This window comes from Pasteurella oralis (genome assembly GCF_042681465.1).
Lineage (GTDB): Bacteria > Pseudomonadota > Gammaproteobacteria > Enterobacterales > Pasteurellaceae > Pasteurella > Pasteurella oralis.
In genome coordinates this window covers 31,490-48,192 of sequence record NZ_JBHUFP010000007.1, presented here as the reverse complement: position 1 = coordinate 48,192, position 16,703 = coordinate 31,490, and the positions used below count along the sequence as shown (strand labels likewise).

General features: G+C 37.0%; 12 protein-coding genes and 1 riboswitch. Of the genes, 7 read left to right on the top strand and 5 right to left on the bottom strand.

The features are described from left to right. Positions 1-89 precede the first annotated feature (89 nt). A complete protein-coding gene (locus ACFSAV_RS06285; protein WP_379097518.1) occupies positions 90-1,127 on the top strand; it encodes a metal-dependent hydrolase in 1,038 nt (345 codons plus the stop codon). 137 nt (positions 1,128-1,264) lie between these two features. Here the strand turns inward: ACFSAV_RS06285 and ACFSAV_RS06280 are convergent, their stop codons facing one another. After that, the gene (locus tag ACFSAV_RS06280) at positions 1,265-4,297 is read right to left on the bottom strand and encodes a YadA-like family protein (protein ID WP_379097515.1); all 3,033 of its coding nucleotides are present in this window, start codon (positions 4,295-4,297) and stop codon (positions 1,265-1,267) included. 181 nt (positions 4,298-4,478) lie between these two features. Beyond that, entirely contained in the window at positions 4,479-4,688 is a 210-nt protein-coding gene (locus ACFSAV_RS06275) for a helix-turn-helix domain-containing protein (protein WP_101775847.1), read from the bottom strand. Positions 4,689-4,923: 235 nt separating this feature from the next. On the opposite strand from ACFSAV_RS06275, the gene ACFSAV_RS06270 reads away from it, so the two are divergent. Beyond that, positions 4,924-5,592: a helix-turn-helix domain-containing protein gene (locus ACFSAV_RS06270; protein WP_379097511.1), complete on the top strand. Its 669-nt coding sequence runs from the start codon at positions 4,924-4,926 to the stop codon at positions 5,590-5,592. Between the two features lie 309 nt (positions 5,593-5,901). Here ACFSAV_RS06270 and pgi read toward each other — a convergent pair whose 3' ends face one another. Continuing rightward, positions 5,902-7,551 carry a glucose-6-phosphate isomerase gene (gene pgi, locus ACFSAV_RS06265; RefSeq protein WP_379097508.1) on the bottom strand — a complete coding sequence of 550 codons (1,650 nt, stop codon included), beginning with the start codon at positions 7,549-7,551 and terminating at the stop codon, positions 5,902-5,904. 211 nt (positions 7,552-7,762) lie between these two features. Then, positions 7,763-7,857, top strand: a riboswitch (TPP riboswitch). A 119-nt stretch (positions 7,858-7,976) separates the two neighbouring features. On the opposite strand from pgi, the gene thiC reads away from it, so the two are divergent. The 5 genes from thiC (at position 7,977) to thiH (ending at position 12,948) form a co-directional block, all read left to right on the top strand. After that, a complete protein-coding gene (gene thiC / locus ACFSAV_RS06260) occupies positions 7,977-9,905 on the top strand; it encodes a phosphomethylpyrimidine synthase ThiC (RefSeq protein WP_465263147.1) in 1,929 nt (642 codons plus the stop codon). 122 nt (positions 9,906-10,027) lie between these two features. Next, on the top strand, positions 10,028-10,780 hold the full coding sequence (locus tag ACFSAV_RS06255; protein ID WP_379097505.1) for a HesA/MoeB/ThiF family protein: 753 nt from the start codon (positions 10,028-10,030) through the stop codon (positions 10,778-10,780). 24 nt (positions 10,781-10,804) lie between these two features. Then, positions 10,805-11,005 (top strand): sulfur carrier protein ThiS, encoded by a 201-nt coding sequence (gene thiS, locus ACFSAV_RS06250; RefSeq protein ID WP_379097502.1) that lies wholly within the window; start codon positions 10,805-10,807, stop codon positions 11,003-11,005. Positions 11,006-11,021: 16 nt separating this feature from the next. Then, entirely contained in the window at positions 11,022-11,816 is a 795-nt protein-coding gene (locus ACFSAV_RS06245; protein WP_379097500.1) for a thiazole synthase, read from the top strand. A 1-nt stretch (position 11,817) separates the two neighbouring features. Then, positions 11,818-12,948: a 2-iminoacetate synthase ThiH gene (gene thiH, locus ACFSAV_RS06240; protein ID WP_379097497.1), complete on the top strand. Its 1,131-nt coding sequence runs from the start codon at positions 11,818-11,820 to the stop codon at positions 12,946-12,948. A 142-nt stretch (positions 12,949-13,090) separates the two neighbouring features. Here thiH and ACFSAV_RS06235 read toward each other — a convergent pair whose 3' ends face one another. Both ACFSAV_RS06235 and ACFSAV_RS06230 read right to left on the bottom strand, forming a co-directional pair. Next, positions 13,091-15,334, bottom strand: coding sequence for a DEAD/DEAH box helicase family protein (locus ACFSAV_RS06235; protein ID WP_379097495.1), 2,244 nt, complete (start codon positions 15,332-15,334; stop codon positions 13,091-13,093). Further along, positions 15,335-16,703: site-specific DNA-methyltransferase (locus ACFSAV_RS06230; protein ID WP_379097492.1), on the bottom strand; the 1,369-nt coding region annotated here is incomplete at its 5' end.

The window sequence follows — 16,703 nt, the reverse complement described above, 5'->3', positions numbered from 1 at the left end:
ATACCTTGATTGAGTCAAAAAGATTGACGAAGTGGATATTCCTACTCAAAATATCACATTATTTATCGTCCACGGAGTAAGGTGTAATAATGGATTCGCTTACACAATTTGTTTTAGGTTCGGCCATACAAGGCGTTGGAATGGGCAAATATCAAGGTCGCAAAGCACTCCTTTACGGTGGATTGCTAGGTACGCTGCCTGATCTAGATGTTTTTATTCGTTATGCTGATCCAATTTCATCAATGACTTATCATCGCGGTTTTAGCCATTCTATTTTTTTACTAACCGCACTTGCTTTCTTGATAACATGGGTAACATTTAAACGAAAAAGCCATTTACCTTTTACATTTCGAAGGCTGTTTTTGACTCTGACACTAGCCCTTGTGACGCACCCAATTATTGATGCAATGACGGTTTATGGTACCCAACTTTTTTGGCCCCTGCCATTTGAACCCATCACTTTTTCAACAGTTTTTGTAATCGATCCGATTTATACGTTGCCACTAGTCTTTACTTGTATTTGGGCATATTGGAAAAAAATGGATAGCCGTTCTGTACGTGCTATGTCTATTGCACTCATATTTGGTTGTATGTATTTCGTCATCGGTTTCGTTGGACGCAGTTACCATGAACAACGCATTGAAAATATGCTGACTCAAAAAGGAATTGAAGTAGACAAAGTGTTAGCAACACCGACCCCATTTAATACTATACTTTGGCGTGTACTTGCGATTGATAAGCAAGGTAATCTATATGATGCGATGAGTGGCTGGTTAGATAATGGCTCGCCCGAATTTATTAAAATTCCACTTAATCTTGAATTAAAAGCAAAAATTATTGCTGATTCACCCCAATTACAACGCTTCGAATGGTTTACTGATCATTGGATTCATTACGAACAAATTAGTAATCAGCTTGTGGCAAGTGATACTCGAATGGGTTTAGCAGGTCAATTTAACTTCCGTTTTGTTGTCGCGGAAAAACATAATCAAGAATGGAAAGCTATTCTACCAACAGAATATCCAACTGCCACTCATAATCTAAACAAAGCAATACTGGCGAAATTCTGGCAACGGATTTGGTCAGATGATAAACCTCTCCCTTTAGAGGAATGGGCAAGGTTATAACTTTCAACAAAAGCAACTCCGACAAAACAATCAAGTGCGGTCAAAATTTTTAAAATTTTGACCGCACTTTTCTAAAGTAAAAAAGTAGAAAGGTGTCTTTCTACTTTTTTATATTACTTGATGAGGCTTTAAATCAGTTACCACTGATAACCCAAACCAACACCGCCAGAATACTGACCTACGCTATTTGCTGTTCCCGTTAGTTTCAAGATCAACTTGCCATTATCACTCGCCCGAGAATAGCCTACTGCAAGCGCTGAGGCGCCGCTATAACCACCAGCTGCTGCAGACAACATCGACTTACCAGCACGATACACTTGAGGTAATGAAGCTGCCGCCGCAGAGTTCGCACCAACACCTCGAACTTGTTTATCTAAGCGGTTGACACGACTATTTACCTTGTCAATTTTATGATGAAGCGCATTAGTCACATGTTTTAAGTCGCCTACATTAACTGCATTATACAAAGTATTGCCAGAAGCTTGTCTGACATCAACAGGTTGCCCATGATTATCCACTAAACCACTCGCAACATGACTAATTTGCTTATGACCTGCATTAATTCCTTGTGATGTCACATGAATATCCCCCGCTCGCAAGCCTTGTTGGTTTAATTCAACAGTATCTCCAACTTTCACACCATCATTACTCACTTTTGTAGAGCCTATCTTGAGGCTACCTTCTTCACTTAAATCAATTTGTTTAGCAAGCGCAATTTTCACTTTACCATCTTCTACTTTCGTCTTGATATTACTATCTGCGCCGACAATATCGACTTTTTCACCAAGTCGTTTTTTGACAGCATTACCATCCTCAGCTTGAATCGCAAATCCTTTTTCAGTCAATTCTTCTTTCGCTTTTTCTAACTGCCCTAAATTGACAGCGTCCTTACTGTCCTTACCATCCATGAGATTTGTAATTCTGCCATCTTGATTAAATGTCACACCGTCCTTATCATCAGGTCCACGCAATACTAAATTTTGCTCTCCATTACTTCCCGGTTTGCCTACAATAGACATACCTTCTTGACCATCCTTATTCTTAAATTTAATTTCAGCGTCTTTTCCATCTTTGCCGTTCAAAACAATACCAGCAAATTTAGGACGTCTTTTCATGACAATTTCTAATGAGTGATCATCTTTATAACGCACACCTAAATTAGCCGATGTGACAAATGTTGAATCAGACAACTTGGATGAATCCGCAATGCCACCTAGAATACCTAACTTTTGATTAAGCTTACGCTTTACCACTTTATTATTGTCATTGCCATCATTACCTACAAACATTAAACCATCATTTAATGTCGCAACTTCTTCTTGTTGATCATTAGGTCGTGTATAAACAAGACGCGCTTTGTGTGCGCCTTCTTGTCCTTTCAATCCCTTGCTGCCTTTTGCCACACTGACTGTGACTTTAGTTATTGAACCATTTGTATTATTTGGACTAGCAATTTCAATTGCCCCTTCTTTTCCCTTTAAAGTGACACCCGATTTACCGTCTTTTCCTTTAGCACTAACCACACCATCTACGCTTTTTTGACCGTTTTTTCCGCCTGCGATCAATTTATTCACAGTTAAATTATCTCGCGTTGCGATAGTCACATTGGCACCATCTTGCTTAATCTTAATATTTTTTCCTGCTTTAATAGTTACGGTATCACCTAGTTTAACTTTACTCGCTCCATTTGCATTAACGACTTTGCCACCAGCTTCCTCAACTTTAAGCATCCAACCTTTCTCAACTTCTTGCTGTAAAGCATATAGTTGACTTCCATTTATCGCATCAGTTGATTTATCTGAAATACGTCCAGCAGCTAGATTAGTCAATGTCCGCTCTTGATTTGTTGAACCAATACTCACTGTGCCAATCGGTTTTTCACCTGCAAATTTATGCTCATTACCATTAATCGTTGTTTTTTCTGTAGCTACTTTCTCTGTTGTTACTGAACTTGCCCCTAACGCCACACTATTTTTATGCTTCGCTTGCGCAGCAAAGCCCAATGCGGTAGCATTTTTGGCTTTACTTTGTGCACTTGTCCCTAACACAGTAGCTCGATCTTGAGTTGCTTTTGCTCCAGTACCAATCGCAACTGCTTTTTTACCATGTGCTTCTGCTTGATACCCAAACGCAATTGTTTTCTCTTTTTTTGCTTTTGAATTTACACCAAATGCAATTGCAGCTATTGCTCTGTTATCTTTATCGGCACTCAACACTTTTTCATTTAAGTAAGAATCATCTTCCATTTTAAATTGACCCGTTTCAGCATTAGCTCCAAAAGCAAAAGAATTATGTCCATTAGCTCTAGCACCAGAACCTATCGCAATAGCATAATCGCCATTGGTTTGCGTACGATTCATGCCATCATATTTGGTTTTTTTCGCATTATGCTGATTTTCCCCATTCAGTGTTTTTGGTGAAACACTCCCAATTGCGATAGATTGATCACCTAATGCCGTCGCAGAAGCACCTAACGCAAAACTTGCCTCTCCTTTTGCCCAAGCGACAGAACCAATAGCAGTAGAATAATCACCAATTGCAGCAGACTGACGCATCATAGATAATGAATTAAAACCATGAGCACGAGCCGCAGTCCCTACTGCGACAGAACCTATTTTTTCAGCTTGAGCAAATGCACCAAGTGCTACTGCAACACCACCTGTTGCTTTGGAATAATCACCAATTGCAATACCATCATACTGTGGATTAGCTTTATCTGCTGTAGATTTAATATCAGTTTCACGACCTAACTTGATCCCTTGTGCTGTTTTAGGATCAAAATAATTCTCCGCAGATTGATTTTCACTTAGTCCTTGTGGATCTATATTTTTTTGCTCTTTATTTGTATAAGATTTATTACCAGGATTCCAATAATTGTAAGGTCGAGAACCATCTTTATCATTGTAATTTTGATCAACTACATTATTGTCAGCCCTGCCATTAACGATAGTACCATTTACAGTTTGTTGAATATCAATATAAGCTTGGGAGGGTAACGTGATAAAGAATAATGAAGACAATATTGTTAATTTAAAATTAAACTGTGTTTCAGTTGAATGGAGATGTTTATGTAAAGTAGAAGATAATTTACTACGGCCTTTTGCTAATTCAGAAACAACCACTAAAGATTGAGTCATTATATTCCAAATGACTTTATAGATGCGATTCATAAAATTCCTTTTATATAAAAATAAATTACGGCTTAAAAATTTAATTAACTCCGTACTTTCCCCAAATACGGGGCGGCTATTCTACTTACCGATCAATATAATGTCCAAAATTAAATATAGCATTTAATTTAAAAAATATTCAAAAGACGAATTTACATACAAAACTTGTTATAATTATAATCTAATAACGTTCTGGCCATATTTCTTGTACTGGAATACCAATAAAATCAGCGATTATTTTTTCACCTTTAGGGTATTTTCGATCTAATGCATTATTAAGCGTTCTGGGATGTAAACCAGCTTGAACAGAAAGTTGAGCAAGCGAACTGCCTTTTTCCTTAATTGCAGCAATAATATATGCGCGATGCATATTCTTTTTACTCTTTTTCATTATGTGATATCCTTATGACTTAAATTAATACATGCTTCAGCACACATGTGAGTAACTGATAAGAACTATACAACCATTTTCAAAGGAACTCAATAGTTCTTTTTCAAAAAATTTATCTTCTTGATTTAATTTCAAACAGATCAATAGGTTAAATTCTCACAAAGTCAACATCAGTAGAGTTCCTAACAAGGTTTTTATGCAGAACTATCAAGAGTGGTTTTCAATTAAAGAGCTTATGGGAAAGGGATTGTATTTACCTTCATCAGATAAAGGTATTGTGAAAAAAGCAGCTCGTGAGGGATGGATAAAGCGCCAAAGAGAAGGGGTTAAAGGAAGAACATTTGAATATCATTACTCTTCATTTCCAGTTGCTGTACAAAAACAACTTGGATTATATGACGAAAATAATCCTGTGAGTAACTCTTCTTTTAGTAAAGATATCGATGAACGAACCCATCATTATTCAACGCAACTACAAGTCAGTAAAGCAGGAAATAGCGAAGATCAGGTACAAATTCCCGTTTATCAAGATATTACCCTCAATCATTTTAACATACCACCTGATGATTACATTGGATTAAGTACCCAATGGTTAAGTTTAAGAGGAATAGTTCCTAATAAACTTGCTTTTATTGTTGCTTCTGGAGATAGTATGCAGCCGACGATTCACAGCGGTGATCTTCTGCTAATTAATCGCGCGGTAATAACACCTAAAGATGGTGAAATTTATCTTATGCGTTTCGGCAAACAGCTATGGATAAAACGAATTCAAGGGCTACCAAATGGTATTCGATTAATTAGTGATAATCAGCTTATTTATCCACCGATTGAATTAGATATGGGAGAAGATAAAAATGTTGAAATTATTGGTCGAGTTGTGTTTATAGGTCATCATTTAATTTAATCGCTCAAAAAATAATTGATATTAGTTTAATTTTTATATTTCATTTATTACTTAGTTTAAATTTTATTCAGCCATATAAAAATAAGCTATTATTAAAATGTTTTTTATTATTTATCTACGAATAAAATCGGGTTAATTAAAAATGATCACTCCCTTAATTTATTTTTAATGATAGTATTATAATAAATACCAATTTGTATTTATTTTAATCTATAAAACCCTTCAGTAATAAAAAAATCTGCACTTCAATTGGATAATCAATCCCATCTTAAAGTGCAGATCTGCTATTAAATCTTATCGTTATTTAACTTAACGCCAAGATTTATATTGATTGATCAACCCATTAGTCGAACTATCATGGCTTTCAATTTTGCCATCACTAGCTAATTCTGGCAAAATGCGATTTGCCAATTGTTTGCCTAATTCAACTCCCCATTGATCGAAGCTATAAATATTAAAAATCACACCTTGTACAAAAATTTTATGCTCATACATTGCAATTAATGCGCCTAAGCTAAATGGTGTCATTTTTTGTACTAAAATAGAGTTAGTTGGTTTATTACCCGTAAAGACTTTGAATGGCACAATGTCTTTCACTTCATCTAGTGACTTACCTGCATTGATAAATTCAGCTTCAACCTCTTGCTTACTTTTACCAAAAGCCAGAGCTTCAGTTTGCGCAAAGAAATTTGATAATAATTTCTCATGATGATCAGCAAGTGGATTGTGTGTTTGCGCTGGCGCAATAAAGTCACAAGGGATTAGAGTCGTGCCTTGATGGATAAGTTGATAGAAAGCATGCTGACCATTAGTACCAGGTTCCCCCCAAATGATTGGTCCCGTTTGATAATTATTAATCTCCTTCCCATCACGATCAATGTATTTTCCATTTGATTCCATATTACCTTGTTGGAAATACGCCGCAAAACGATGTAAGTATTGATCATAAGGTAAGATAGCTTCTGTTTGCGCCCCTAAAAAATTCGTATTCCATAAGCCAACGAGCGCTAAAGTAGTTGGAATATTTTGTTCGATTGGCGCGGTACGGAAATGTTGATCCATCGCGTGCGCCCCTGCTAAAAGAGCTTCAAAATGCTCAAAACCAATTGATAATGCAATAGATAATCCAATCGCTGACCATAATGAATAACGACCACCAACCCAATCCCAGAATTCAAACATATTATGAGTATCAATACCAAATTCAGCTACAGCTTTAGCATTGGTTGAAAGGGCAGCAAAGTGTTTCGCTACATGCTGCTGTTCTTTAGCACTTGCTAAGAACCAATCACGCGCAGAAATCGCATTTGTCATAGTTTCTTGAGTGGTAAAAGTTTTCGAAGCCACCAAAAACAGGGTCGTTTCTGGATTCACTTTCTTCAACACTTCCGCGACATGTGTTCCATCAACATTCGATACAAAATGTAAATTCAAATGATTTTTATAAGGACGTAGTGCTTCAGTAACCATATAAGGCCCTAAGTCTGAACCACCAATACCAATATTAATCACATCAGTAATTGCTTTACCTGTATAACCTTTCCATTCACCTGAAATGACACGTTGACAAAACGCTTTCATTTTTGCTAATACCGCATTTACCTCTGGCATCACATCCTGCCCATCAACTAACACTGCTGTATTTGCTCGATTACGTAATGCCGTATGTAAGACAGCACGATCTTCGGTTCTATTGATTTTTTCACCTGTAAACATTGCTTCAATAGCATCAGATAATGCACATTCATTTGCTAATTGACGTAACAACGCTAATGTTTCTTTAGTCACATTATTTTTCGAAAAATCCACCAAAATCTCGTTATTAAACATCAATGAATAATCTGCAAAACGATCTTTTTCTTGAGCAAAAAGTTGCTGAATTGTCACCGCACTTTGTTGTTGGTTATGCTGTTCTAAGGCTTTCCATGCAGCAGTAGATGTTGGGTTAATGTTTTTCATAGCTTTTCCTTTTTTATGTCATATCAAATGAATGAAATAATATACTAAATTAGTTTTTTGGTTAAGAGGCAAAGGTTGAGTAAAAGCAAAGTTAAGTTTTATAAATCAATTAATTGTCTTATTTCTCTCCAAAGTCACAACTATTTTGTGATATAGCTCACATTTCTCAGTTTCTTTCTTGTTTTTTTTGTTTCTTTACTTTTATACTCTTGCCCACTTGTCGGAGTGCTTTCGAGCTGAGACCATATTGGGATCCGTCGAACCTGTTAGGTTAATACTTGCGTAGGGAACAAGTTAAAATTCATCAAAATTAGACCGCTCTTTAGTGATAAGGGAAACCTTATTTAACTAAAGCGATGAGTTCACCCCTCCCTCACTTCAACAAGCAATTTACTTTATTACACATTAAAAAGGTATATTTGCTTATGTCAAAACTTACAACTCGCCGTGAAAAACGTGCTTCAGCCCAAAGTTTCATTCAAACATTAAAAGGTTATCAGCATCCCAGCTCTTCGCGCATTTACCTGCAAGGCTCACGAGCTGATATCCAAGTACCTATGCGTGAAATTCATTTAAGTCCGACATTAGTTGGTGGTGATAAAGATAACCCGCAATATGAAGCTAATGAGTCCATTCCTATTTATGACACGTCAGGCATTTATGGCGATGAAAATCAACACATTGATGTTACTAAAGGTATCCCTGCTTATCGTGATGCTTGGATCTTAGAACGTAGTGACACTGAATACCTCACAGGATTAAGCTCAGAATATGCTAATCAACGCTTGCAAGATAACACATTAGATGAATTGCGTTTTCAGCTTAAACGTCAAGTCAAACAAGGCAAAATAGGAAAACGAGTAACGCAATTACACTATGCACGTCAAGGCATTATTACGCCAGAAATGGAATTTATCGCGCTTCGTGAAAATATGGGACGAGACAGAATTAAAAGCGGAATACTATTACAACAACATCAAGGACAGAATTTTGGTGCTCAAATTCCTCCCCATATTACACCTGAATTCGTACGCCAAGAAGTCGCCGCTGGTCGTGCCATTATTCCTTGTAACATCAATCACCCTGAATTAGAACCAATGATTATTGGACGTAATTTTTTAGTCAAAGTCAATGCTAATATTGGTAACTCTGCTGTGACCTCATCAATAGAGGAAGAAGTAGAAAAATTAGTATGGGCTATTCGTTGGGGAGCAGATACAGTAATGGATCTGTCTACTGGACGTCATATTCACGAAACACGCGAATGGATTATTCGTAATAGCCCTGTGCCAATTGGTACTGTCCCACTCTATCAAGCATTAGAAAAAGTCAGCGGTGTCGCTGAAAATCTTACTTGGGCAATCTTTAAAGACACGATTATCGAACAAGCCGAACAAGGAGTAGATTATTTTACAATTCATGCTGGCACCTTATTACGTTACATCCCAATGACAGCAAAACGCTTAACTGGCATTGTTTCTCGCGGTGGTTCAATTATGGCAAAATGGTGCCTAGCTCACCATTGCGAAAATTTCTTATATACTCATTTCCGTGAAATTTGTGAGATTTGTGCGCGCTATGATGTATCGTTATCTTTAGGTGATGGTTTACGTCCAGGATCAATTCAAGATGCCAATGATGAAGCCCAGTTTTCAGAGCTGTATACACTAGGTGAGCTCACTAAAATTGCTTGGGAATATGATGTCCAAGTGATGATAGAAGGTCCTGGACACATTCCAATGCACATGATTCAACGTAATGTTACTGAAGAACTCTCTCATTGTCACGAAGCGCCATTCTATACGTTAGGCCCTCTTACCACTGATATTGCCCCAGGTTATGATCATTTCACTTCTGGCATCGGAGCTGCCATGATTGGCTGGTTTGGTTGTGCGATGTTGTGTTATGTGACACCAAAAGAGCATTTAGGATTGCCTGACAAACACGATGTTAAACAAGGGTTAATTACTTATAAAATAGCCGCTCATGCAGCAGATTTAGCTAAAGGCCATCCTGCTGCTCAAATTCGCGATAATGCGATGTCAAAAGCCCGCTTTGAATTCCGTTGGGAAGATCAATTTAATCTTTCCCTTGATCCAGAAACTGCACGAACCTATCACGATGAAACCTTACCACAAGAATCGGGCAAAATAGCTCATTTCTGTTCTATGTGTGGTCCGAAATTCTGCTCGATGAAAATTTCACAAGAAGTGCGTGATTACGCAAAAGAGTTACAACAAATAGATGTTACTAATATAGACGAATCCCAAACTAAAGGTTTGCGTGAAATGGCAGAAAAATTCCGTGAAAAAGGCAGTGAAATTTATCATCAAAGCCAACATTTAACACAATAACTTTGTAAATTATTTAAATATTGAGCTTAATAAAAAGAAGACGCTAAATGATGCGTCCTCTCTTATGCAAAAGTGCGGTCACTTTTCGCCAAGTTTTATATCACTAAATCAGAGAATACAAAATGCCATTATCCGATCAAACATTTTTACGCTATAGCCGCCAGCTATTACTTGAAGAATGTGGGCTTGAAGGGCAAATACGTTTAGAAAAAAGTAGCATACTGATTGTTGGCTTAGGTGGATTAGGTTCTGTTGTAGCACAGTATTTAGTCGGTTCTGGTGTAGGAAAAGTCTATCTTGCCGATTTTGATACAGTTGATATTAGTAATCTTCCTCGCCAAATTTTATACAGTACAAAAGACATTAATCTTGCGAAAGTACAAGCAGCTAAAACCCGTTTAACAGCGATTAATCCACAAGTCGAATTAGTCACCATTACTGGTCAACTGGGTTTGACTCAGCTAAATTATTGGGCAAAAAAAGTCAATTTAGTCTTAGATTGTACAGACAACATGCCTACACGCCATCATATTAATCAAGCTTGTGTTGGGCTGAATAAACCCCTCATTTCGGGTGCAGCTATCGGTTTATCAGGGCAACTGATTAGCCTAACAGATTATCATACGCAAGGTTGTTACGCTTGTTTATATCCTGATCAAGAACTAGCACACTTAAACTGTAAAACAGCAGGTATTCTCGCTCCTGTAGTCGGTACAATTGGCTGTTTACAAGCGCTTGAAGCTCTGAAATATCTATTGGGCTTAAACGTTTCTAGTGCAGGCAAATTAACATTATTTGATGCCAAAAAACTCACATGGCAAACCCTCTACTTACAGCCCAACAAGCAATGTCAAATTTGTCATTGCCATAGTTAAATCTCTTTTTTCAGCAGGATAATTATGGAAATTTATTTAAATGACGCAAAGCTCAATCTAGAGCAAAACTTATCAATACAACAACTGATTGAACTGCAAAAACTAAATCAACAAGGTTTAGCTATTGCAGTGAATCAACAGGTTTTACCTCGCTCAGAGTGGAGCACCTATCAATTACAAGCCAATGATCGTTTAACAGTTTTTCGTGCAATTGCTGGCGGTTAATCATCAAGGATATTATATGCAAACCATAAATTCTATTACACAAGATGCTTTAGTCATCGCTGGTCACCAATTTAAATCTCGTTTATTTACTGGTACGGGTAAATTCTCACATCCCCAATTAATGCAGCAAAGTATTATAGCATCAGGTTCACAGCTGGCTACGATGGCGATGAAACGCATAAATTTGCAACAACAAAATGATGATATTTTATCGCCATTATTAGACATTGGAGTGAAATTATTGCCCAACACGTCGGGGGCTAAAAATGCAGAAGAAGCTGTATTTGCCGCGAATCTAGCACGAGAAGCACTACAAACTCACTGGATAAAATTAGAAATTCATCCTGATGTTCGTTATTTGTTACCTGATCCAATCGAAACACTAAAGGCGGCAACAATATTAGTCAAACAAGGTTTTGTTGTCCTGCCTTATTGCGGAGCAGATCCCGTTTTATGTAAACATTTAGAGGAAGTTGGCTGCGCCGCAGTAATGCCTCTTGGCTCACCAATTGGTTCAAATAACGGCTTAAAAACTCGGGAATTTTTACAAATCATTATTGAACAAAGTCAAGTACCTGTAGTAATTGATGCAGGTATTGGTGCACCAAGCCATGCAGCAGAAGCCATGGAGTTAGGCGCTGATGCGGTGTTAGTGAATACTGCAATGGCAGTAGCTGGTGATCCGGTTATGATGGCAAACGCATTTAAATTTGCTGTTGAAGCAGGGCGCTTAGGTTATTTAGCTGGTTTAGGTAAAATCTGCCATACTGCACAAGCCAGCAGCCCTCTTACTCAATTTTTGGATAAATAAAATGATGCTACAGCTCTCTCGCTTTACCGATTATTGGGCAACTTTAGATTGGGATAATCTTGCGCTTTCTTTGCGTAGCCAAACAGCACAAGATGTAGAAATCGCATTAGCTTCCCCGCATTTAAATTTATCACAATTGATGGCATTACTTTCGCCTGCTGCTGAGCCTTATTTAGAGCAAATAGCACAAAAAGCACAACGTCTAACCAGACAGCGTTTTGGCAATGTCGTTTCTTTTTATCTACCACTTTATTTATCTAATTTATGCTCAAATGATTGCACTTATTGTGGTTTCTCTATGAGTAATAAAATTAAACGAAAAATCCTTGACCTAGCAGAGATTGAAGCAGAATGCCACGCTATTAAACAACTCGGTTATGAGCATATTTTGTTGGTTACAGGAGAACATCAAAACAAAGTAGGAATGCATTATTTCAAACAAGTTTTACCTAAAATCCGACCGCACTTTAGTGCTTTGCTGATGGAAGTACAGCCTTTAGAACAACAAGAATATGCCCAATTAAAACAGCTTGGCTTAGATGGTGTATTAGTCTACCAAGAAACATACCATGCCCTACAGTATGCTAAACATCATTTATGGGGTAAAAAACAAGATTTTTTGTACCGTTTAGATACACAAGATCGTCTTGCTCAGGCTGGTATTGATAAAATTGGCTTAGGAGCATTAATTGGCTTATCAGATGATTGGCGTACTGATTTATATTTTGTTGCTGAGCATTTAAATTATCTACAACAACGTTATTGGAAAAGCCGTTATTCCATTTCATTTCCACGATTACGCCCTTGTGCAGGCGGCATGCAACCTACTGTAGAAATAAGTGACAAGCAATTACTCCAAGCTATCTGTGCATTCCGCTTGTTTGCGCCAGAGATAGAACTTTCCCTATCAACCAGAGAGTCACCTTATTTCCGTGATAATGTTGTTCCCATTGCAATTAATACGATAAGTGCTGGCTCTAAAACACAGCCTGGTGGTTATGCTAATCGCAATACTGAATTAGATCAATTTTCACCTTATGATGAGCGTTCAGTATCTGAAGTAGCGCAAGCCCTAATCCAACGTGGATTACAACCAGTTTGGAAAGATTGGGATGACTATTTAGGGCGTTAATAACAAAAAATATAACAAAAACAATCTAGTCAGTAAAAAGGAGGGGCACAATCCCCCAGATTAAAGAGCAGATTTTTTATGACTAAATATCATAGAGCCTTCCAGAAGCAAGAAGTCAGTGCCTATCTCACAGCTAAAAAATCTACAATGTGAGTTGTACCCAGTTTGGATGAGCCATGTCATCCACATACTCCTGATTATTTAGGTAAAGATCTAAATCTTTATCTCGCACAAAACCAAATTGATAACCATGTTTTTTTGCGAAAGCTTTTAATGCATTAAATTTTAATGCTGCAAAAGGATCAATGTTTTTATCTCGCCCTGTTGCATCTTCGCCTCCTTTGGTTTCGATTAACCAAATCTCACCACTGGTAGTCTTCACAATGTAGTCAGGATAGAATAACCGCTGCTTATCCACGCCTGTGTAATACACGATAGAAAGATAATCCTGCCCTGTATCACCATTTTTATACACAAACGCCACATTAGGGTTACATTCACAATATTTCTCAAACAAACGTTCACAAATAGAACGGTAGGTACCAGCAGTAATTTGACTTGAGTAATTTTTATATGCATTGCGTTCAAAAATAGTTGCTACACTGGTTGGATCGTAGGGATAAAGCGCCTGTAAAGGTATCTTAAACACATCTTCTCTTAGTGGATTTGTGCCAAAATCCAGTGAATGCTGTTGCTTCGCTGAAGCAAATTGTATAAACAATATGTTAAATTTATCGATATTATTGATCACAAAAGCATAAAAGCCCTTCAAATTTAATTTAAGCAATTTGTATTTCGACAAACCAAAATCTGCCAAAAATAGAAACTGTAACATCTGGCGCGTACGTTCATAGCTCAACCCCAAATGTTTTTTCAGACTATCAATATGCTGACGTAAATCAATGCCATGTTCGTGTGTATTCACCAGATAATGTAGAGCATGATATTGATTTGGTTCTTCCTTAATTTGGTGCAATGTTCGATAACGCCCTGTCAAATATTGACGATATAAATGTTCGCCAAACACAAAACCCGCATTTTCTAAACAACGTTGATTTTCTACTACATTGGAAGTGAGTTTAAATTCTGTCTTGAAAAACTCGTACAATCTCGACCGCACTTCTACATCATTTTCAAAATCTGCATCCTTATTGCGCAGTTCCTTTTTCAACTCGACGCGCTTCGGTTCATCTTTTAAAAAGAGGCGTAAATACTCATTACCGCCACTCTTTCTTGCTGCCTCTTTATATTTCTCATCAAAAGTATAAAGATAGGAACAGTCCAAAATATCTTTACCATAATGTCTTGCCATTGGCATTCGGCGAAGTCGTCCAAGTGTTTGAATTTCAAAACTTTCGGACATATTTTCCCGTAGTTTCACTAATACCTTAGCTCTTGGGCAATCCCAACCTGTCGCCAATGCTTGCTTAAACAGTAAAAAAACTGGCTCCGCATTATGATGTGTAATGCTGTCAGGCTGGTCGATTTCACCAATATTAATTTTGCCAATCTTGTGTGATTTCTTATCTTGACTGTTTTCTGGACTTAACCACTTCGCCACCATTTTATTTTCATAAGAGTACCCCATTTCCGCTAATTTCGTTTCCACAAACTCAATCAGCTCATCATTCATGTTTGGGAATTGTACCAACACAAGTGGTCGAATTACTTCATTCTCTTGCAAATAAGCCGCAGCAATTTGTTGGCGGATGCTATCGGCTTTTTGCAGCAAAAGAGCGGTTTCATTTTGAATGTTTTCCATTTGCTCAGTATTAAGATCCTTATTGATATACATTGCTCTGGTAATCAAACCTTCGTTGATCACATCCACTTCCTTGATTTCGTAAAAAGTCGCCTGTGGATTAGGCTGTGGCGTAGCTGACACACGAATTTCCATATCTGCATTGAGTGTATCAATAATATCTCTTGCTTTCGCTGTATCGTTTTGGTGTTCTTCATCAATAATCACAATAAACTTTTTATTAGCACGATGAGCATCCGCAATATGTTGCTTGAGATTTTTTCGCTCACTCTCTTTCAATGCGATATTACCTTTTTTAGTGATAGTTTCCCAGTTGATAAAATAACTCGTGCCTTGCTCAAAACCGCCATTGAGAATATCCGATAAAGTTGCTGTTCTTGAAGTTGGTGAAAAACGTTCCATTCTCTCTTTTGATTGCTGTTCTAAATCACCTTTGCCTACCGTAAACCAGCAAAAAATTGCATTGGGATAATCCATCCAAAAGGTTTCAATAAATCGAATTAAAATAATAGTTTTACCACTGCCAGTCGGACTTTTCATCACAATTTGTGCTTTTTTATTGGAAGAACTCATTAAAAAATCCACTGCTTGTTGTTGAAAATCTTTTAATTTTAAACCGATCATTTATAGTTCCCCCATTTCAACTAATTCTTGGCGAAAATAATATTCTGGAATTTCAATCACACGAATTTTTTTTGCAGCTACCAACGCATTTTGGCGCCTTGAAAATAAGATATCTGACGTAATAAATAGTGTGGATTTTTCCGTGATGTTTTCTGTTAAGATTTCAGCTAATTGTTCTTCACTCTCAAGTAAAAACACTGTTTGATGATCAATTTCACAACCAAAATCTAATTCAATTAAGGGACGAATATAAGGCAGTAATTGATTACGTAAAGTGCGGTCGTTTTCAGCAAATTTTTGAATAAAATCGGTTTTTAAATACTTCAAATTATGTGGCAAATCCATTTGAATATTTTTAAGGCGCTGATAAGTCACTTCTTCGCAAATATTATTTTCATTATTGGTACACAGAATATAAGTACGATTACCACCATCTTCTTTATTCAGTTGAGCTACAGCGTGACCAGTAGTACCAGAACCAGCGAAGAAGTCGAGGATGATAGAATTAGATTGTGAATAAAGTGAAATACACTGTTTAATTAATTTCACTGGTTTTGGATAAGTAAATAAAGCCTGACCACCAAAAATCTCTTTTAATTCTTTTGTTGCTGTTTGAGAATGATCAACTTCACTGTATTTCCAAATTGTCATTGGCACAACCGATTGATTTACTTCTGATAAAAAACGCTTTGTTTGAGGAATACTGTTATTTTTTGAACCAAACCAAATTCTTTTATCCTCTAACATTTCATAAAACCTTTCTTGAGAATAAACCCAGCTTCTACCTTGCGGTGGATACACAATTTTTCCTGTGGGTGTTGTAATAGGGTAAATATTACTTTCAACAGCTGGTCCAACAGATAAATCACTTGTTTTCCAAACTCCTCTAGGATCATTATCTGGATTTTTATAACGATTATTAGCTTCCTCTGAACGTTTTAATTTATTACTTATCGTTAATTCTTTATTTTTTGCATAAACTAAAATGAAATCATGGCTTTCAGAAAAATGTTTCTTTAAGTTAACTGGTGAATATGCTCTTTCCCATACAATTTGAGCAAGAAAATTTTGCTCACCAAAAATCTCATCACATAATAACTTCAATTGAGCCTGCTCATTATCATCAATAGAAATAAAAATCACGCCCTGTGGGCTTAATAAATTTTTTGCTACGGCTAACCGCTTGTTCATAAAAGAGAGCCATTTAGAGTGGGAATAACCGTCGGTTTTATCTACAATATGATCATCGTAAATAAAGTCTTTATTACCTGTATTATAAGGTGGATCAATATAGATCAGATCGATCTGGCTACGGTGTGTTTTTTCGAGAAGTTTAAGAGAATGGAGATTATCGCCTTCGATTAAAAAA